Origin of the sequence: Mameliella sp. CS4 (genome assembly GCF_019392335.1) — a bacterium.
Lineage (GTDB): Bacteria > Pseudomonadota > Alphaproteobacteria > Rhodobacterales > Rhodobacteraceae > Antarctobacter.
Map to the genome: position 1 here is coordinate 26,605 of NZ_JAHXRQ010000030.1, position 19,895 is coordinate 46,499.

The 19,895-nt window shown below is 69.1% G+C and carries 16 protein-coding genes; 12 read left to right on the forward strand and 4 right to left on the reverse strand.

From position 1 onward, the window contains the following. Positions 1–99: 99 nt before the first annotated feature. From KZZ07_RS23540 to KZZ07_RS23550, 3 genes are all read right to left on the reverse strand, one after another. Entirely contained in the window at positions 100–1,515 is a 1,416-nt protein-coding gene (locus tag KZZ07_RS23540) for a calcium-binding protein (RefSeq protein ID WP_219518200.1), read from the reverse strand. A 199-nt stretch (positions 1,516–1,714) separates the two neighbouring features. Next, positions 1,715–3,121 carry a calcium-binding protein gene (locus tag KZZ07_RS23545; RefSeq protein WP_219518202.1) on the reverse strand — a complete coding sequence of 469 codons (1,407 nt, stop codon included), beginning with the start codon at positions 3,119–3,121 and terminating at the stop codon, positions 1,715–1,717. Positions 3,122–3,255: 134 nt separating this feature from the next. Then, complete coding sequence (locus KZZ07_RS23550) at positions 3,256–4,698, reverse strand: calcium-binding protein (RefSeq protein ID WP_219518203.1); 1,443 nt, start codon at positions 4,696–4,698, stop codon at positions 3,256–3,258. Between the two features lie 331 nt (positions 4,699–5,029). On the opposite strand from KZZ07_RS23550, the gene KZZ07_RS23555 reads away from it, so the two are divergent. Further along, positions 5,030–6,304 carry a calcium-binding protein gene (locus KZZ07_RS23555; protein WP_219518206.1) on the forward strand — a complete coding sequence of 425 codons (1,275 nt, stop codon included), beginning with the start codon at positions 5,030–5,032 and terminating at the stop codon, positions 6,302–6,304. Here KZZ07_RS23555 and KZZ07_RS23560 read toward each other — a convergent pair. Beyond that, the gene (locus KZZ07_RS23560; protein ID WP_219518208.1) at positions 6,301–7,482 is read right to left on the reverse strand and encodes a hypothetical protein; all 1,182 of its coding nucleotides are present in this window, start codon (positions 7,480–7,482) and stop codon (positions 6,301–6,303) included. The two genes, KZZ07_RS23555 and KZZ07_RS23560, sit on opposite strands and share 4 nt — an antisense overlap. Before the next feature lie 137 nt (positions 7,483–7,619). Here KZZ07_RS23560 and KZZ07_RS23565 point away from each other — a divergent pair, with 137 nt between their 5' ends. The 11 genes from KZZ07_RS23565 to KZZ07_RS23615 all read left to right on the forward strand — a co-directional run bounded on the left by KZZ07_RS23565 (position 7,620) and on the right by KZZ07_RS23615 (position 19,613). Continuing rightward, positions 7,620–9,119, forward strand: a complete 1,500-nt coding sequence (locus KZZ07_RS23565) for a glycosyltransferase family 4 protein (protein WP_219518210.1) — start codon at positions 7,620–7,622, stop codon at positions 9,117–9,119. Positions 9,120–9,280: 161 nt separating this feature from the next. Next, on the forward strand, positions 9,281–10,435 hold the full coding sequence (locus tag KZZ07_RS23570; protein ID WP_219518219.1) for a glycosyltransferase: 1,155 nt from the start codon (positions 9,281–9,283) through the stop codon (positions 10,433–10,435). Between the two features lie 16 nt (positions 10,436–10,451). Then, entirely contained in the window at positions 10,452–11,420 is a 969-nt protein-coding gene (locus KZZ07_RS23575; protein ID WP_219518221.1) for a sulfotransferase family 2 domain-containing protein, read from the forward strand. Positions 11,421–11,688: 268 nt separating this feature from the next. Next, a complete protein-coding gene (locus tag KZZ07_RS23580) occupies positions 11,689–12,864 on the forward strand; it encodes a nucleotidyltransferase domain-containing protein (protein ID WP_219518223.1) in 1,176 nt (391 codons plus the stop codon). Then, positions 12,861–14,531, forward strand: coding sequence for an ABC transporter ATP-binding protein (locus KZZ07_RS23585; RefSeq protein WP_219518225.1), 1,671 nt, complete (start codon positions 12,861–12,863; stop codon positions 14,529–14,531). The genes KZZ07_RS23580 and KZZ07_RS23585 overlap by 4 nt, the downstream gene beginning before the upstream one ends. Next, positions 14,528–16,399, forward strand: a complete 1,872-nt coding sequence (locus KZZ07_RS23590) for an asparagine synthase-related protein (RefSeq protein WP_219518226.1) — start codon at positions 14,528–14,530, stop codon at positions 16,397–16,399. Before KZZ07_RS23585 ends, KZZ07_RS23590 begins: the two co-directional genes overlap by 4 nt. A gap of 83 nt (positions 16,400–16,482) precedes the next feature. Beyond that, on the forward strand, positions 16,483–16,644 hold the full coding sequence (locus KZZ07_RS23595; RefSeq protein ID WP_219518228.1) for a hypothetical protein: 162 nt from the start codon (positions 16,483–16,485) through the stop codon (positions 16,642–16,644). Positions 16,645–16,929: 285 nt separating this feature from the next. After that, the gene (locus KZZ07_RS23600) at positions 16,930–17,664 is read left to right on the forward strand and encodes a phosphoenolpyruvate carboxykinase (ATP) (protein WP_219518230.1); all 735 of its coding nucleotides are present in this window, start codon (positions 16,930–16,932) and stop codon (positions 17,662–17,664) included. Continuing rightward, entirely contained in the window at positions 17,661–18,821 is a 1,161-nt protein-coding gene (locus KZZ07_RS23605; RefSeq protein WP_219518231.1) for a 50S ribosomal protein L11 methyltransferase, read from the forward strand. The genes KZZ07_RS23600 and KZZ07_RS23605 overlap by 4 nt, the downstream gene beginning before the upstream one ends. 249 nt (positions 18,822–19,070) lie before the next feature. Continuing rightward, positions 19,071–19,196 (forward strand): PqqD family peptide modification chaperone, encoded by a 126-nt coding sequence (locus KZZ07_RS23610; protein ID WP_370631244.1) that lies wholly within the window; start codon positions 19,071–19,073, stop codon positions 19,194–19,196. A 3-nt stretch (positions 19,197–19,199) separates the two neighbouring features. Then, positions 19,200–19,613: a lasso peptide biosynthesis B2 protein gene (locus tag KZZ07_RS23615; protein ID WP_219518233.1), complete on the forward strand. Its 414-nt coding sequence runs from the start codon at positions 19,200–19,202 to the stop codon at positions 19,611–19,613. The last annotated feature ends 282 nt before the right edge of the window (positions 19,614–19,895 follow it).

Sequence of the window (19,895 nt, forward strand, 5' to 3'; positions counted from 1 at the left end):
AATTGGCGCAACCACATGGCCCGGGCCCCCTGCGGAGCCTTGCGAAGCCACCCGGGAAGGTCAATGCCCTCGGGACAGGCGGGCAGACCCCCGCCGATCTCAGAGCGTGAAGTCGTCCGCCGTCAGCCCGGTCACGTTCGCCACCCGGATCTCCGCATCCGCCGTGCCGTCGCCATTGGCGTCGAGCTGCACGATGGTCGACCCCGTGGCCGTCTCGATCAGCCGCAACTCGGGGTTGCCCGAGGGGGCAAAACCTGCGGTGCCGCGGAACTCGAACACCCCCGGGGACAGTCCCGCCACCACGATATTGTCCAGCCCCTGTTCGAAATCCAGGATCTGGTCGCGCATGGCGCCGACCACGGTTTCAGACAGCGACCGGAAGACAAAGACATCCGCATCCTGCCCGCCGGTCAGGAAATCGCGGCCCAGTCCGCCGGCCAGCTCGTCCTCGCCCGCGCGGCCGCGCAGGATGTCGTTGCCGGTGTCGCCTTCGAGGATGTCGTCGCCGTTGCCGCCGTCCATCGTGTCGTCCAGCGCGCCGCCGTCCATCAGGTCCGACCCGTCCTGGCCCACCAGGATGTCATTGCCGGCGCCGCCTTCCATCGTGTCGTCGCCCGCGTTGCCGTTCATCGTGTCGTTGTTGTTGCCGCCGGTCATGCTGTCGTTGCCGGCGCCGCCCAGCATCATGTCACTGCCCGCGGCGCCGTTGATCACGTCATCGCCGCCGCGGCCGATCAGCAGGTCGGCATCGTTGTCGCCTTCCAGGCGGTCGGCACTGTCGCCGCCCTGCAGCGTGTCATTGCCGGTGCCGCCCCGGACCGCCCCGGCGGTGGTGCCGCCCGCGGCATTGTAGAAATCCGCGCCCGGGCCCATGTCGACCAGCCCGTTGATTAGCCCCTGGTTGACCAGATAGTCGGCCGAAGAACCGCCGCGATAGGCGAAATCCAGGCCGCTGCCGGTGTTCACGTCCTGCCCGGCGATGATCTCGCCGGTGTTGCGGACAAGGGTGATCCCGCTGGTGGTCAGGATATTGTCGATGGCGTGCCGCCCGGCCATGATCGTGCCCGAGTTGAGGATTTCCGTGACGCCCAGCGTGTTGTGCTGCAGCACGATGGCATCGCGGTTGCCGCTGATCACGCCGCTGTTCTGGACGTTGTGGTTGAGCCCGTTGGGCGCCTGCGCATCGGCGGTCAGCACCAGCACGTCACCGTTGGTCTGGATGGTGCCGCTGTTCGAGATGATGCTCTCGGTGGTGAGATTGGCGACGACCGCCGGGCCAAAGCCGGTGATCGAGCCGGTCTGCGTGACGATCAGGGTCAACGAGGTGCCGTTGGTGGCATCGATGGTGTTGTTGAACCCCTGCACGCTGCCCGCGACCGAGAGAAAGGCCGCGCCAGAGGTGGTGATGGCCGGGCCGAAGACCTGCAGGGCGCCGTTCACCCCGATCAGGCCCACCTGGTTGTTGCTGAGCGTCTTGGCGACGGTATCGGTTGTATTGAGCGAAAAGCTGGGCATGGTGATATCTCCTCTCTGTCAAAATCTGCGCAAGGCGCGAAAACAAATCTCACCCCGGAGGGACCGGGGGACAAAAAACCTGCCTCCATGCTTGGCCAAAATTGACGCAAGGTCAAAACATTCCCCTGTGAGGGCCCGCCGCTTCACCCTGTGCGGGTATCGGTCGGCGAAAGACACGCGTGGGGATGTCCGCCGCCGCTTACAGCACAAAGTCCTCCGCCGTCAGCCCGGTGACATCGGCCACGCGGAGTTCCGCATCCACCGTGCCGTTGCCGTCCACGTCGAACTGCACGATGGTCGAGCCGGCCGCCGTTTCCACCAGCCGCAGCTCGGGGTTGCCCGAAGGGGCAAAGGCGCTGGTGCCGCGGAACTCGAACACGCCGGGCGAGAGGCCCGCGACCACGATGCTGTCCAGCCCCTGTTCGAAATCGAGGATCTGGTCGCGGTTCGCCCCCACGACGGTTTCCGCAAGCGCGCGAAAGACGAAATTGTCCGCGCCCTGACCTCCGGTCAGGAAATCGCGGCCCAGTCCGCCGGCAAGATCGTCCTCGCCCGCGCGCCCGCGCAGGATGTCGTTGCCACTGCCGCCGTCAAGGATGTCGTCGCCCGCGCCGCCGTCCAGCGTGTCGTTCTCCGTGCCTCCGTCGAGCGAATCCGATCCGTCCTGGCCCACGAGGATGTCGTTGCCCGCGCCGCCCAGGATCGTGTCGTCCTCACCGTTGCCGTTGAGCGTGTCGGCGTCCTCGCCGCCGTCCATCCGGTCATTGCCCGATCCGCCGAGAAGATAGTCGTTGCCCGCGCCGCCGGTCAGGCTGTCGTCGCCGCCGCGCCCGACCAGCAGATCGTCGCCCAACCAGCCGTCGAATACATCCGTCTGGTCGCCCCCCGCCAGGGTATCCATGTTGCCACCGCCCTGGACCGTTCCCAGGACCTGGCCAAACTGCCCCTCGTAGCGGTTCGCGCCATGGCCAAGAAGGACCGTCCCGATGATCAGCCCGGCGTTGCTGACGATGTCGTCGCCGTAACTGGTCCGCAGCGCCCAGTTGGCGCCGGAGATGACGCCGGTGTTGTGCACCCGGACGGCCCCCTGGTCGCCAAGATCGCCGTTCAGGTCCAGGGTCGTGCCGAAATGGCTGGTGATCGTGCCGTGGTTCACCAGGTAGACCTGGCCTGTCTCGGTTCCGGTGAGGATCGCGGATCCGCCGCTTTCGATCAGGCCATGGTTGACGATCGTGGCGTTGAAGGGCCGGATGTTCGAGGCAAGGATACCGTAACCGCTGCCGAGGATGGTGCCCTGGTTGACAACCACAAGGCTGTTTTCGGGGCTGACCGAGATGCCGTTTCCCCGCAGCGCCTGCAACAGCCCGCCCGGCCCGACATAGACATCGAGGAAGTCGGAAAAGCCGAAGACGGCGGACTCGGTTGTGGCCGTTGAGACCGCGGTGACCGATCCCTGGACGACGAGGCGCACATATTCCGTGCTGCTGACGCTGATCGCGTCGGTGCCCGCCACGGTCAACGCGCCGGTTCCGGTGACGATCCCGATCTCCGAGGCGTTGAGGCTTTGTGGCGTGGTGCTGGACCCTGTGATGGTGAAACTCGGCATGCGGTTCTCCCCGGTTTGGCATGTCCCTGCCGGAACCATGCGCCGATGCCGGGCGTCCCACCTTGATCTGTTTCAACTGGTCGCCAAACGCCGGGGCAGGGGCGGCAGGCTGCCCGGGGGGGCGCGGCCCGGCGCTACAGCGCGAAATCGTCCGCCGTCAGCCCGGTGACGCCCGCCACCCGGATCTCGGCATCCGCCGTGCCGTCGCCATCGACGTCGAACTGCACGATGCTGGATCCGGTCGCCGTCTCGATCACCCGGATCTGGTTGGGCGCCGAAAAGGCCGCGGTGCCGACAAAGGAAAACACCCCCGGCGACATGCTGACCACGTTGATCAGGTCCAGCCCCGGTTCGAAATCGAGGATCTGGTCGCGCGCCGCGCCAATCCCCGCCTGGGCCGTGCTGCGAAAGACGAAGATATCCGCATCCGCCCCCCCGGTCAGGAAGTCGAGGCCCAACCCGCCGGCCAGCTCATCCTCGCCGGCGCGGCCGCGCAGCACGTCCACGCCGTCGCCGCCCTCCAGCACGTCGTTGCCGTCGCCGCCGTCCATCGTGTCGTTGCCGGTGCCGCCGTCCAGCCAGTCCGACCCGTCCTGGCCCACCAGCACATCCGCCTCTGACTGGCCCGACAGGCTGTCGTCGCCGCCGCCGCCGGTCATCGTGTCATTGCCCGCGCCGCCCAAGAGCTCGTCGCTGCCCAGCCCGGCCAGGATCAGGTCGTCGGCGGCGCCACCGTCCAAAAGATCGTCGCCGCCGCGTCCCACCAGCGTGTCGGTGCCGCTGCCGCCCTCCAGCACGTCGGCGCTTTCGCCGCCGACCAGCGTGTCGATGCCATCGCCGCCCAGCACCCGGCCGCTGGTCACGCCCGGGCCCGCGTTCTCGAAGAAATCCGGCCCGCCGCCCAGGTCGATGTCGCCCAGGATCGTGCCCGCGTTGACCACCGTGTCCCCGGTGCCATTGCCGGTGCGGATCAGCTCTCCGGCCCCGTCGCGGTCGGTGATCGTGCCGCGGTTGATCAGCACCGCCGGCCCGGTCGAGCGCATGTCGACATGGGTCACCAGGATCTCGCCCGAGTTGACCAGCCGGCTGGATCCGGTGCCGCTCATCGCCAGGCCCGCGCCGTCCATCAGCCCGGTGTTGGTGATCGAGATCCCCGCGATCGCCCCGTCGAACACCAGGTCCGCGTCCCGCGCCGACAGGGTGCCCGCGTTGAACAGGGTGATGGTCTTGTCCCCGGCGCTGTCGATGTCGATCACCTCGCCGTCATTGGCCAGGATCGTGCCGTAGTTCAGGATCTCGACCGTGCCGGCCCCGCCGGAGAGGTTGATCGCATCGCCGGTAAAACTGCTCATCATGCCGAAATTGGCGATCCGCACGTTGTCGGCCAGCACCTCGACCCCGTTGTCGTCGGCCCAGACATAGCCATAGACAAACAGGCTGGTGATCAGCGGCCCGGCCATCAGCTCGAACCCGTCGCCGTTGGCGGTGTAGATATCGTTGTAATCCCGCAGCACCACGTTGGCGCCATTGGCAACGAAAACGGTGGTGGAGGAGCTGGACTGATAGGTTGTGGTCATGGCGGACATCCTCCGGGACGGGCTGCGCCGCCCTCTTCATCTTGGTTAACAACCTCGCCTCCCGGGCTTAACAAACCGTGAACATTCACCCGGCGGCGTCCGGCCGGGGCCGCCCCCGGCGCGGGGCGGAAAAGCTTTCCCTTTTCTTTCAGAGAGTTCGACAAGTTTAACCAAACTGTCCGAATTCCCTCCGTCGCGCGGGCGCTTGCGGGTAGACCGGCGGCACGTCCCCCGGGGACGCGCGGGCGCGCGTCCCCGGGGCCGCGGCGCCCGATTCTGCATCCGGTGCAGGCGGGGCGGGTGGGGGACGCAGGGCATACGGGGTGAACAGATGGCGGGGCCGACCCTCTTCGACGATTTCCTGACCGGCGGACCGCTGGCGGATCTGCTGGCGCTCATGGCGGGCCACGACCGGGCCCGTGGCGGCGGTGGCGACGACATGCTGCTGGGCGGGGCGGGCAACGACACGCTTTTCGGCGGCGAGGGGGCCGACCTGCTGCGCGGCGGCACCGGCAAGGACAGGCTGCTGGGCCAGGCGGGCGACGATACCCTCGGCGGCGAGGAGGGCGAGGATCTGCTCTTTGGCGGCGCCGGCGCCGACCGGCTGGCCGGCGGCGCGGATGACGACCACCTGCTGGGCGGAACGGGGCACGACCTGCTGCTGGGCGGGCGGGGCGACGACACGCTGCAGGGAGAGAGCGGCACCGACACCCTGACCGGCGAGAGCGGCGACGACCTGCTGACCGGAGGCGCGGGGTCTGACCTGCTGGCGGGCGGGCCTCATTCGGACACGCTCTTTGGCGGCGCGGGCAAGGACACGCTGGATGGCGGCGAAGGTGACGACTGGCTGCGCGGCGAGGCCGATGACGACACCCTGCAGGGCGGCGCGGGGGCCGATACGCTGCTGGGCGGCGACGGTACGGACGGTCTGTCGGGCGGGCAGGGGGCGGACCTGCTGCGCGGCGGCCCGGGGGACGACCGCCTGGCGGGCGGACCCGGCCATGACAGCCTGCACGGCGACAAGGGCGCCGACCTTCTGGTCGGCAACGGCGGCGCCGACTGGCTGCGCGGCGGGGCCGGGCGCGACACGCTCTCGGGCGGCAACGGCGAGGACAGCCTGCTGGGCGGCCCCGAGGGCGACCACCTGCAGGGTGGCGCGGGTGACGACTGGCTGATCGGAGAGGCCGGCGGCGACGGGCTCTTCGGCGGGCCGGGGGGGGACGGGCTCTTTGGTGGCGCCGGGGCGGACACGCTTTTCGGCGGTGCGGGCGCCGACCTGCTCGAGGGCGGCGAGGGGCCGGACTGGCTGCGCGGCGAGGCGGGCGACGACACCCTCTCGGGCGGGGCGGGCGACGACTGGATCGTGGGCGGGCCGGGGGCGGATGTCTTTGTCTTCACCGCGGGCCATGACAGGATCGCCGATTTCGAGGACGGGCAGGACCGGATCAACCTCACCGGCCTCGCCGACCCGGTCTGGACGCCGGGCGGATCGGTGACGCTGGACCCGGGCGAGAGCCTGCTGCTGGGCAGCGGCGCCGACAGGCTGGAGATCCGCAACACCGGCCTGCTGCCGATCCTGCTGACCGACGAGGATTTCCTGCTCTAGCCCCCGATCATCCGCCTGAGCGCCCCCCGGCGGCGCCAGCGCAGATCCGCCTCCAGAAGCGGGTCCAGCAGCCCGGCGATCGCCCTGTCCCAGTCCTCGACCGGGGCCGAGGTGGCGGGTTTCGCGCGCGAAACACCCCCCGCGCCCAGCTTTGCACCGGCCCGCGCCGCGCCCTCGGCCAGCCCGTCGAAAAGCGCCGCCAGGTCCTCGGGGGCATCCAGCCGCGTCGGCCCGGCCTTCATCCGCGCCCAGTAGGGATCGAGCGAGGTCCAGCCCGGTTCGGCCAGCAGGCGCTCTGCCACCTCCGGCGGCAGCGCCTCCATCATCCGGGCCACGTCCTCCTGCAGGCGCGGCCAGACGCCTTGCGCATGCCGCGGCAGAAAGGCCCAGAGTTTCTGCGAAGGCGCGAAATCGCACCAGCGCTGCACGACAAACTCCACCGCGCTGTCATGCGGGGTCGGGCGAAAGCGGCGGTTGCGCAGCAAGAACCCGGTCAGCGCCGGGGGCGGGGCGCGGTTCACCTGGCCCGCCGGGGTCAGGGGCAGGCCGTAACGCGCGGCAAACCCCGCCACCACGTCGCCGCGCGCACTCTCCACCGCCAGCCGCACCCCCGGCTGCGCCGCCCAGGCCGCCACATGCGGCCCGACATCGTAGCGCGCCCGCTCCAGCCAGCGTTCCACCTGGCGGTTGTGAAAGAAGCCGGTGTGCCAGATGCCCCATTGCCAGTAGGCGGCATTCAGCCAGTCCATCGGCGGCCGGACAAAGGCCACCGCATCCAGCAGATCCAGCCCCGCGGCGCGCGCCAGCGCCGGGGCCTCCCCCGCATGGGCGACCCAGCCCTCGCTGGAGAGGATCGGCACATGGCCGCGCGCGCCTTCGGCACCGACGGCGCGGCCCACCGCCGCCCAGTAGGCGCCCGGATCGTCTTGCCGCGCGACATTGGGCCAGCAGACATAGCCATGCACCGCGTGGCGCATCATCGCCGAGAGCCGCCGACCCGTGACCGGCACCAGCCCCGCCTCACCCTGCCGCCCCGCCAGGTAGACATGCCGCGTGCCGTCCGCCCCCCGCAGCACCGGCGTGGCGCTCAGCGCCCGCTGCAACGCCGAGCTGCCGCATTTCGGTGCCCCGATGTGCAGGATCGCCCGCACCGGGGCCGCGCCGGGCTTCGCCACCATCCCATGTCCTCGTCCAGGTCTCTGACCGCGCCGCTTCTGCCACGGAATGCGGCGCTCCGCCACTGTCGCCCGCGCGCCCTTGGCAGGCTGCGCCGCTTGCTATAGCCACGCGCCAAATTCCCCGCACCGGGCCATCCATGATCCTGATCGATATCACCACCAGCTACAATTTCCGCCACTGGAAGGCGATGGGGCTTCTGAGGGTCGAACAGGAGGTGATCCGCGCCTTTCGCACCGCCTATGGCGAGGCGGTCACCTTCGGCATCTACCATCCCGTCCTGGGCGGCTACTACCGGGTCCCGCCCGGGGAAATCGACGCGCTGCTCTCGGCACGGGCCTGGAAGGTGCCGGCACGGGACCGGGTGGCGATGTCGCCCTCGCGGTGGCGGCGCCACCTGCGGCGGCTGCGGCTGGCGCGCGACATCCGCCGCGCGATCCGGAGCTTTCCCGACAGCGATCCCGCCACCGAGATCCGCCGCGACGCGGCCATCGCCGGCGCGCTCTCCTGCGTCAGCCTCGAGGAATATTCCAGCCTGCGCCGCTGGCTGGGTCCGGCCGAACGGCTGGCGCCGAAACTGGGCCCCTGGATGTCGCGCACCGACATGGTCAACCACCAGCTGCACCACGGCCAGCTCGACGCGCAGGCCGAGGCCCGCTTTGCCCCGGACAACGCCATCGCCCCGGAAGAGGTGACACAGTACCTGTCCGTCGGCGGTTTCTGGTCGGACGACCGCTACGAATACGCCTACCACGCCCGCAAGGCGCATGGCTGGACGGTGCATTACCTGATCTACGACCTGATCCCGGTGCTCTGGCGGCACCTGACCGAACCCACCACCAAGGAAACCTTCCCGCTGGCGCTGCACTGGGTGCTCTGGGGGGTCGACCAGGTCTGGACCATCTCCGACACCACCCGGCAGGACCTGCTGGCGCATGTCTCCGACCACGGCTATCCGCCGCTGAACGACCGCTGGGTGACGCCGGTGCTGCTGGGCGCCGACAGCACCGCGCCCGCCGACGCCGAGACCAGCCGCGCCACCCTGGCCCGGCATGACCTCGATCCGGGCGGCTATGTGCTCATGGTGGGCACGATGGAACCGCGCAAGAACCATGATTTCGCCTACCGGCTCTGGCGCGAGCTGCACAAGCGCCACCCGGGCGAGGTGCCGCCGCTGGTCTTTGTCGGCCAGCCCGGCTGGCGCATGGAGGGCTTTGCCGAGATGCTGGCCGAGGACGTGGGCCTGCCGCACCGGGCGATCCGCATCCTGACGGATGTCGATGACGCCGCCCTTGGCGTGCTCTATGACAACTGCCGGTTTACGCTGTACCCCTCGCACTACGAGGGCTGGGGCCTGCCGGTGGTCGAAAGCCTGAACCACGGCAAGCCCTGCCTGACCTCCGACGCGCCCTCGATCGTCGAGGCCGCACAGGGCGCGGCGGACACGCTGCCGCTGATGGACGGAGAGGCCTGGATGGCCCGCGCCTTTGCCCTGATGAGCGATGCCGAGGCCTATGCAGAGGCCCTGGCCCGGGCGCGGGCCTTCGGCGGCTACAGCTGGGAAGAATTCCGCGCCAACCTGCTGGCCGATTTCGAGGCCTTCGGACAGGACGACGACGTCAAGAGCCGCGCCGGCTGAACCGCCGGGGGCTGGCCCCCTCTTCTTTCCGACGCAGCCCCATGCGCGGCAGATCTCCGACCCGGAGAGCGTGGCACAGTTGGCACATTGCATTCCGGCCCCGAACGGGGCGATACACCGCCCGAACCGCGCGCACCCCGGCCAACAAGAGCTCTGCCCCCGTGAAGATCGTCACGCTTTCGACCTATCCCGTCAGTTCTCCGTTCCACGGCGGCCAACGCCGGCTGGAGGCGATTTGCCGCGTGCTGCGCGGGGCGGGCCACGAGGTCCGGGCCATGCCCTTCTTCTTTGGGCCGCATTACCCGCAGCATGACGCCGAGGAGGCGCTGACCGCGCTGCCGGTGGAGCTGCACGGCGAGCTGGCCCGGGCCGGGCTGCGCGAGGACCTGCACATGCATACCCTGCTGCGCCCGGGCCTGCCCGTCTTCGAGGCCGCGCGCCGCCGGCTGGCAGAGATCCGCCCCGAGGTGCTGCATGTCGAACAGCCCTGGCTGATGCCGCTGCTGGACGCCCTGACCGAGGGGCTGGAGCGGCGCCCCGCCGTCGTCTACGGCTCGCAGAACATCGAGAGCGTGCTGGCGCCCGCGCGCTACCGCGCCGAGACCGAGGCGATGGAGCGGCAGGCGGTGGCCCGCGCCGACCTGGTGCTGGCGGTCAGCGCCGCGGATGCCGCGGTGCTGGAGGGCTGGCGCGCGCCCGGACAGGACACCCCCGTCGTCGTGGCGCCCAACGGCTGCTGGCCGCCGGCGCTGGACAGATCCGTGCCGCGCCCGATCGCCGAGGACTACCTGATGCTGGCCGGCAGCGGCCATGGGCCCAATGCCGAGGGCTACTGGGACGTGATCGGCCGCATCCCCGGCTGCATCCCGCCCGACGCCCGCCTGGCCGTGGTCGGCGGGGTCGGCGATCTCTTGCGCGCGGATAGCCGCCACCGCCATTTTCGCCGCCTCAACGACCACCTGGTGCGCATCACCGGCCGGGTCGAAGAGGACACGCTGCAGGCGCTGCTGGCCCATGCGAAAGGCATCTGCCTGCCGATCAATTCCGGCGGCGGCACCAACCTCAAGACCGCCGAGGCGCTGCTGACGCTGAAGCCGGTGATCGCCATGCGCATGGCCTTTCGCGGCTTTGAAGAGGCCATGACCCTCGGCGGCGTCCATGTCGCCGCCGACGAGACCGAGTTCCGCGCCCATGTGCGGGCGCTTTTCGCCGATACGCTGACCGGCAGCCGCAGCCCCCGGGACGTGGCACAGTACACATGGGAGGCGGTGCTGGACGCGCTGCCCCCGGCCTATGCCCGCCTCGGCGCGGCCTGACCCCAGGAGAGACCGCATGGATCGCACAGACCCGGATCCCAAGGCCCCCGTCGACGCCGACCTGATCGAGGCCACCTACCGGTTCTACCTCGGCCGCAGCCCGCACCCGGAAACGGCGCAGGCGCTGATCGACCGCCAGCTGCCGCTGCGGCGGCTGGAAAACAACATGGTGAACTCGCGCGAGTACTGGAAGAAGGGGCCGGTGCTGGCGACCCATCGGCGCGGGCGCTGGGACGGGTCGATCCTGGTGGTGGACGCGGCGCGGATCCTGTTCTGCCCGATCGCCAAGGTCGCCAATACCTCGGTCAAGGACTGGGCGCTGCGGCTGTCGGGACATACGGTGGACAAGCCGGTGCACACGCTGCTGGACAGCGGCAAGGTGCGGCTGCAGGCGCGCTATCGGTCCGAACGGGAGGTCGACCGGATCATGCGCGATCCCGACTGGGCGCGGGTGGCCTTGCTGCGCGATCCGGTCGACCGGCTGATCAGCTGCTACTGGGACAAGTTCGTGCGCAACCGCCGGGTGCCATCGGTGTTGCATCACACCACGCCGGTCTACCGCTTCCTGCTGGGCTGCGAGGAGATCACCGAAGAGCAGGTCGAGGCGGGGATCACCTTTCGCCAGTTCTGCCATTACATCAACCTCGCCCCGCGCGAGGAGATGGACCCGCACTGGGCGCCGCAGTCGCGCTACCTGGAAACCTGCCGCTGGGACCACCTGTTCCGGATCGAGGACATCGACGCCTTTGAACGTTTCGTGCTGGACCGCTGCGGGCAGGACCTGCAGGGGGAACGGCTGGGGATGCAGAACGTGGCCCCGCGCCACGAGGGCACGGTGGACGAGGCGCTGGCCGATGTGCCCCCGGCCAGGCTGGACAGGTTCAAGAACCTGCCCAATGCGGTCATGCTGACGCCCGACATCGAGGATTTCATCCGCGACTACTTTGCCCTGGACTATGTTCTGCGGGACCGCTGCGCGCGCTGAAAAGGGCCGCGATTTGACGCTTGTCGCCTGCGGTCGGCCCGATATAGACAGAATGGTGCCGATTTACCCCAGTTTCATTCAGGATTGCGACCATGACCGGCCTTGAGCCCCCAGAGAACGCGCTGCCCGGCAGTCCCTGCGGGTCTGGTCCGGTCCGGAGCGCAATCGGGAACATGTACTGCGGGCACCGCCGGGCAGACGGCTGAGCCGTCTTGCCGGACAAGGCCGCCCGGAGCGGACGCCGCAAGGCGGTTGAAAGGGGAGCGTCATGGGGCCTTCGGAGAATTCCGTGACACCGGACCGGACCGATGCATGGCTTTCCGCCTGCCTGCGCCGCGCCCCCGGGGGCGACTGGCCAGGGCCGGACGCGGAACACCCTGACGCATTGGTCGCGCGGATGACCTATCACGGCATCACCGGCACCCTCGCCGACGATCCTCTCCTGATGGAGACCCTGCCAGCGGAGATCGCCGGGCGCATGCAATCCGTGGCGCGGGGGCACGCCTTTCAGGAACTGGCGCACAGGCGCCTCCTGACCCGGCTGGCGCCGGACTTCGCCGCGCGGGGGATCGCGCCGCTGATCCTGAAGGGCACGGCGCTGGCCTATTCGGTCTATGACACCCCCGTCCTCCGGCCCCGGGGCGACACCGACATGCTGGTCGCCGAGGCGGATTTCGAACCGGCCCGGAAAATCCTGGAGGCACAGGGGTTCTCGCTGGCCTTCGAGCCCGGCGGGCATATCGTATCGTCGCAATGTTCCTACGAAATGCGCGACGCGCACGGATTGTACCACGTCATCGACCTGCACCGGCGCACGAACAACCATGCAGCACTGGCCGCCCTGTTCACCTATGCCGAGCTGCGGGCGCGGGCCGAACCGCTGGGCGGGCTGCACCCCGGGTTTCTGCGTCCCGGCCACGTCGATGCGATGCTGTTCGCCTGTTGCCACCGTTTCATGCATATTTCCAAACCGATCATGGTGGCGGGTGCCGCGCACCTGAGCGAAAACCGCCTGATCTGGCTGCTGGACATGGTCCGGCTCGCCGGGGAATTCACCGCGAGGGACTGGGATCGTTTCCTGAGGCGGGCCCGCGACAAGGGGCTCTTGCGGATCTGTCACGGCTCGCTTGTCGCCGCCCGGGACTGGGCGGGCCTCGATCTGCCGGATGCGGTGCTGGGGGCGCTCGAGGCGGCGCCGCAGGACGAGGGCCCGGTCCGCTTTCTCAGGGCCGGACGCGGCGGCCGGCTGCTGGCCGACCTGGCGGCCACCCCCGGGATGGGGCAAAAGATCGGCTTTCTGCGGGAAACCGCCTTTCCCCCCGCCGCCTACATGCGCGCGGCCTTTGGCCGGGCCGGGTGTCGTGAAACGCTGCCCAGGCTCTACCTGCGGCGGGCGATGCAAGGCCTCGGAGCGCTGTTCCGCAAGGGAGGGACCCACCTGTGAAGCTGACACGGGTCCTGCGGTTCGGGGTGCCCTACCGGGGCAGGCTGGCGCTGGCGCTGACCTTCCAGATGGTCGAAACCGGGGCCGCGCTGACCATCCCCTGGGTCGGCGGCAGGCTGGCCGGCGGGCTGATCGACAGCGCCGATGTCAGCATCGCCACCGTCGCCCTGGCCCTGATCGGGCTGATCGCCCTGCGCACGGCACTGGGGATCGCCAGCGGGCTGGCGCTGCTGACCACGGCGCAGCGCATCCTGGCCGACATGCGCACCCGCCTCTATGACCATTTCCAGAGCCTGCCGGTCCGGTATTTCCACACCCGGCGGCCCGGCGACCAGATCTCGGTGCTGACCCGGGACGTGGACACCATTGCCGATTACCTGACCGGCGACCTCGTCGCGCTCTTGCCGACGGTGCTGACGCTGATCGGCGCGCTGGTCCTGATGCTGCGCCTCGACCCCGCGCTGGCCTTGCCGCTGGCGCTGGCCGTGCCGGTCTTTGTCCTGGCCGCCAAGCTGGCCTACCGCAGCGTCCGCCCGCTGTCGCAGGACCTGCGCGACACCTATGGCGCGGCGATCTCGCTGGCCGAGGAAAACCTTGCCATCCTGCCCGCGATCAAGAGCTTCTCCCGGGAGGACGGCGAAGCGTCCCGCTACGCCCGGCTGGTGCACCGCCAGAGGGATCTGGGGATCCGGGTCGGCCGCCTGCAGGTGGCGACCGGACCGCTGCTGCGCTTCGTTGCGGCGGCGGCGGTGATCCTGGTGCTGTGGCTGTCCGGTGCGCGGGTGCGCTCGGGCGAACTGCCGATCGGCGAACTGGTCAGCCTGCTGCTTTATGCCGGAATGCTGACGCAGCCGATCTCGGGCCTGGCCAGCCTCTGGGGCCGGACAGAGGCGGTGCGCGGATCGCTGCAGCGGTTCGAGGATGTCCTGGACGAGCCGGGCGAAGACATGATCACGGGCCTGCGCCCCGAGAGCGTGGCCGGCGAGATCCGTTTCGAGGATGTGTCTTTTTCCCATAGCGGGCGGCGCGGCACACTGGACGGGGTGAGCCTGACGGTTCCGGCGGGCCGCGTGCTGGCCCTGACCGGCGAGAACGGCGCCGGCAAGAGCACGCTGGTCGACCTGATCCTGCGCTTTCAGGACCCCGACAGCGGCCGGGTGCTGTTGGACGGGACCGACATCCGGGACCTGAACCTGGCGACGCTGCGCGGCTTCATCGGGGTGGTGCCGCAGCAGGTGCTGCTGTTCGACGGCACCCTGCGCGACAACATCCTTTTCGGACGGCCGGACGTATCCGAGGCCGCGCTGCACCGGGCGGTCGACCTGGCCCACGCGGATGATTTCACCCGCGCGCTGCCCGATGGGCTCGACACCACCATCGGCTCACGCGGGGTGCGCCTGTCGGGCGGCCAGCGCCAGCGGGTCGCGCTTGCGCGCGCTCTGGTCAAGGACCCCCCGATCCTGATCCTCGACGAGCCCACCGCCATGTTCGATCCCGAGGGCGAGGCGGCCTTCGTGGAGTCGGCGCGCGAGGCGCTGGCCGGGCGGACGGTGATCCTGATCACCCATCGCCCCGCGAGCCTGGCGCTGGCGCAGACCACCGTTCGGCTGGCGGAAGGCCGGGTCGTGCCCATCGCCGACGACCGGGCCGGGCAGGGACCGGCATGAGCGGGATTTGCGGCCTGTGGGATCTGGCGGGCGCGGCGCTGCCGCCCGATCCGCTGGCGCCGGTCCTGGCGCGGATGCGCCGTCGGGGACCCGACGGCACACAGACCTGGCAGGACGGGCCGGTGGCGCTTGGCCATGCAAGCCTCGTCACCACGCCCGAGGCCGCCCTGGAACGCCTGCCGCTGAGCCACCCCGGCAGCGGCTGCACGATCACCACCGATGCGCGGATCGACAACCGGGAGGCGCTGCTGACGGCGCTGGGGGCAGGGCAGGACATCGGCGACGGCGACCTGATCCTGCGCGCCTACCTGCGCTGGGGCGAGGATTGCGTCGATCACCTGCTGGGCGATTTCGCCTTTGCCATATGGGACCCGCGGCGGCAGGTGCTGTTTTGTGCCCGCGATCACATGGGCGTGCGGCAGCTGATCTACACGCACCAACCCGGGCAGCTGTTCGCCTTTGCCACCGACGCCCGGGCGCTGGTGACGCTGGAGGCGGTGCCAAAGCGGCTGAACGAGGCGCGGGTGCTGGATTTCCTAGATGGTGACCTCGAATCGATCGACGACGAGATCACCCCCTTCGAGGGGATCCTGCGCCTGCCCGCCGCCCATTGCCTGACGGTCGGGGCGGGCGGCCTGCGGCTGCGGCGCTACTGGCGGCTGGAACCGGGAGAGCGGCTCGATCTGCCGTCGGATGCCGCCTATGCCGAGGCCTTCACCGAGGTCTTCACCGAAGCTGTGCGCTGCCGCCTGCGCAGCCCGGAAACCCCGGGGTCGATGCTGAGCGGGGGCATGGATTCAGGCGCGGTCGCCGCCGTTGCTGCGCCGTTGCTGTCGGCAGAGGGCCGCGGGCCGCTGCCCACCTTCTCGGGAACCGGGCCGGACCCGGCGCGGGTCGAAACCCGGCTGGCCGAACTGGCCTCGGGCCTGCCGGGACTTGCCCCCACCTTCGTGCGACATGACACCCTGGACGCGCTGCTGCCCGCGCTGCGCGCGCGGCTCGACGATCTTGACGATCCCTTCGACGGCCACATGACCATAATCGCCGCCATCTACAGGACAGCGGCGCAGGCGGGGGTGAAGGTCCTGCTTGACGGGTTGTCAGGCGACACGAGCTTTTCGGCGGGAAATGCCCTGGAGGCCGCCATCCGCGAGGCCCGGACCCGTGACATCCTGCGGTTCGCCCGCCACGAGGCGCTGGAGACGGGACGGCGGCGAACGTTCTGGAAGGTGCTGGCGCGGGCGGGCTGGGGCATCCTGGTTCCCGCCGGGATCCGCCAGCGGCGCCATGCCCGGCTGGTCCGGCGGGCGGACCTGCGGCGCGTCGCGCGGTGCCCGGCCGCCCCGGCCCTGATCCGGAAATACGATCTCGCCCACCGTTGGGCGCGCTACCGGGCGCACAACTTTCCGCAGGGCCCCACGCCGGAGGCGGACCGCGCCCTAAGGATGACGGCCCCCTATGTCACCGTCGCCCGGGAACGCTATGACCGGATCGCCGCGGCCGAGGGAATCGAGCCGCGCGACCCGTTCTGCGACATCCGTCTGCTGGCCTTCGTCCTGTCGCTGCCCGACAGCCAGTTGCTGCGCGACGGCTACCGGAAATACATCCTGCGCAGCGCGATGGCCGGGCGCCTGCCTGATTCCATCCGCTGGAACCGGATTCGCGATCATCATGGGCTGGATTTCACCCGGGCGCTGTTCGCCGCATCTCCGGATCTGCAGCCCGGAGTCTTCGACTGCCAGAAAACTATGCAGCGCTTTGCGAGGCCGGGTCTGATCCCGACACCGGGCCGGGCCGGGCGCATGAGCGACCTTGATCTCTGGCGCGAAATGGTATTCTTAAGGAGCTATCTGAAGGCCGTGTCCTGAATGGATTCTCGGGCATCGACCGGCACGCCAAGACCGGTGTGCATACGCAGCATCTTATTTGAACCTGAACGGGGGAAAAGATTATGACCAATCTTCACAAGACCGCACAGCAGACCGACACTGGCGCGCGCAAGGCCTATGCCGCACCGAAGCTGGAAATCTTCGGCGAAGTCTCCGCGCTGACGGCGAGCGGATCGATCATCGGGAATGAGAACATGGGTTCAATGGCCGATGAAATGGGCTGACGCGGTTCCGTTCCGCGAATAGCCATGATCGTTCACCAGGGGCTGCGCCGGGACATCGTCGCGATGTCTGACGGCCTCTCTGCAGCGTCTCTAATTCTTGCGCGCTATGGCTGGACATTGTCCCTTTCACCGGGATCCGAGGCGGCGGACAGCGGCCCCGATTCCGTCTTGTGGAGGTGTTCGGCAGGCAATCTGATCGTTGCCTCTTCCCCCGGCTCTCCGGGCGGCCTGATCGTGGAGTTTCCCGATCTCGCCCGGGCAGAGGTGTCCCGATCGGACAGGAGAGTGCGCGTTTCTCCTCTTGTCCCCGGCCTGTCCCGGCATGACCTCGACCATTTCATCTCGGATATCCTTCTGCCGCGCCTGGTCGCCGAGGACGGACCCCTGGTTGTCCATGGGGCGCTGCTGTCCCGGGACACCGATGCGGTCTGCCTTGTCGGGGACTCCGGGCGCGGAAAGTCGACCCTTTCGGCGGCATTGCAAAAGGCCGGCTGGACCCTGCACGGCGACGATGCGCTGCACCTGCGGGCAGAAGGCGCGGAAATCGGCGCGCGGGCGACCTATCCCAGCCTGCGGCTGTTCTCCGATTCGCTTGACCACCTGTTTCCCGACCCGCCCGCCGACCTCTCGCCCGTTGCGGACTACCTCGACAAGTTCCGCCTCGCCCCGGACGATGTCGGTGGTCCGGCCGGGACACCCCGCCTGCGGGCGGTCCTGCTGCTGGAGGCCGGGGACGGGACGGATGCAATCGCGGCTCGGCCGGTGACCGCCGTGACGCTCTGCATGTCCTTGCTCCGGCAAAGCTTTTCGCTGAACCCGGCCGATCCGGTCGCAGCGCATGAACGTCTGACCGCGGCCAGTGCCGTCGCGGCGGCGGTGCCCGGCTTTGCCTTGTCTTATCCGCGGGAATTCGCCCGCCTGCCCGAGGTGGTCGATCTTGTCCGGTCCACCCTCGACCGGGTCGGGGCGGCCGCCAAACAGGAGATGGCAGCCCGATCGGTTCTGCCCGGAGATATATGAATTACGGCACCTATTCCGTCACCCAATACGGCGGCATGATCGAAGACCGGCAGCGCCTGACCGCCTATACCGAGGCGCTGCGCGCCGCGATCACACCCGGGTGCACGGTGCTGGACCTTGGGGCCGGTTTCGGCTTTTTCGCGATCCTCGCCTGCAAATACGGCGCCGGCCGGGTGATCGCCGTGGAGCCGGCCGGGTCGATCGCCCTGGGGCCCGAAATGGCGCGCGCCAACGGCTGCGCCGACCGCATCGAATTCATCCAGGGGGTCTCGCAGGACCTGGGCCCGGAGTATCGGGCGGATGTCATCATCGCCGATCTGCGGGGGGTGGTGCCGCTGTACACGCAGCATATTCCCACCATCGCCGATGCAAGGGCCCGTCTTCTGGACCCCGGCGGCGTGTTGATCACCCAATGTGACCGGTTGCGCTGCGCCCTGATCAGCGACGAGACGCTTGCGGAAGAGACCTTTCGCCCCTGGCAGGCGAACGGCATGGACCTCGACCTCTCCGCCGGCAGCCGGCTCGCCGTCAACGCCGAGCGCAAGGTCTATGTCACACCGGATTCCGTGCTCTCGGACACGGCGGATTTCGCGACACTGGATTACCGGACGATCAGCGATCCGGATGTCTGTGGCCGTGTCACGCTGACCGCCGCCCGCGGCGCCCCGGCGCATGGCTTTCTCCTCTGGTTCGACGCGGAACTGGCGGGCGGACAGCGGTTTTCGAACGCCCCCGATCAGCCAAAACGGACCTACGGCCAGCTCTTCCTGCCCTTCGAGCGCCCGGTTGTCATGGCCGCGGGCGATACCGCCGAGATCGAGCTGGATTTCCGGCTGGTCCACGATGGGTACAACAAGACCTGGAAAACCCGCTTTGCCCGGGCCGGGGAGGCGGATCTGAAATTCTCCCAGTCGCTCGCGCTTGGCGATTTTGTCACCCCCGCGGATCTGCGCCGCCGGTCCGGCGCCCATGTGCCGCGGTCCACCGCCCGGCTGGAGCTCGACCGCTATTGCCTGTCGCGCTTCGACGGGGCGACCTCGCAGGCGACCATCGCGCGGGAGGCGACGGATCGCGCGCCGGGCCGGTTTGCCACCGAGGCCGAGGCGCTGGGGTATGTGGCCACCCTGGCCGCCCGCTACCATGACCCCGGACATTGACAGAGACCTCTTCAGCCTGAAGCATTGCACCAATGGCACAGAGGGCTGGGACCGCCGCACAGTCGTCGCGTCCCGCCCGTGCCTGGAAGGACCCCGAATGGACCAGAACACAGTTTACAAAACCCATCCCGAGGTGGTGTCGACCCAGACCGGCGATGAACTTGTCCTGCTCAGCTTCAAGACCGACCCTATTACGGCCTGAACCCGGTCGGCCTGCGCATCTGGGAGCTGCTTGGCGATGGCGCCTCGGTGAACACGCTCTGCGCCACGCTGGGGGCGGAATACGATGTCTCCGAAGAGGTGCTGCGCCGCGATATCCTGGCGGTGATGCCGGATCTCGACGCCCAGTCCCTGATCGTCGCGCAAGAGGCCTGATCCTTGCGGGCCCTGCGCAAGGTCACGCCGCGGCGGCTGGCCGATGTCGCCCGGGCCACGGTCCTGCTGGGCCGGGCGCGGCTGTGGGTCCGCCGGGGCAACCTGGCGCGGGCCACCGGCATCGGCGATCCACAGGCCCCCTGGCCGGTGCTGGGCACCGCCGAGCGCCGCATCATCGACCGCGCCGCCTGGGCCATCGCGGTGGCGGCCCGCTATGTGCCCTGGCGCAGCGACTGCCTTGTACAGGCGCTGGCCGCCCGCGCCTGGCTGACCCGCCATGGCATCGAAAGCCGGCTGGTGCTCGGCGTCCCCGGCCAGAAAGGGCCCCGGTTCGAGGCCCATGCCTGGCTTCTCAGCCACGGGATCGCGGTGACCGGCGGCAACGTGGCGCGCTACAACGCCTTTCCCGGGGCCTGAGCCTGGCCACGAAACCCGCCAGGCGCCCGGACAAAAGCGCGCGGACGTCCCGGATTTTCCGAAACGCGGAAAATATGAGCAAGGGGGGCTTTTCGGATTCCCTCAAAGTCTTTAAGAAAAGATTAATCGACGTGCCCGTCGAAATGATTTGAAAATGTCCGGGTTCGGAAAGTGATCGAAACAGACAACCTAAATAAATTTATCCTTTTTTGGGGGCAGTATGTTTGACGTCAGGACTCTTGATGAGACGGTAATTTCCGCCGGATCGTCGTACCGGAACGC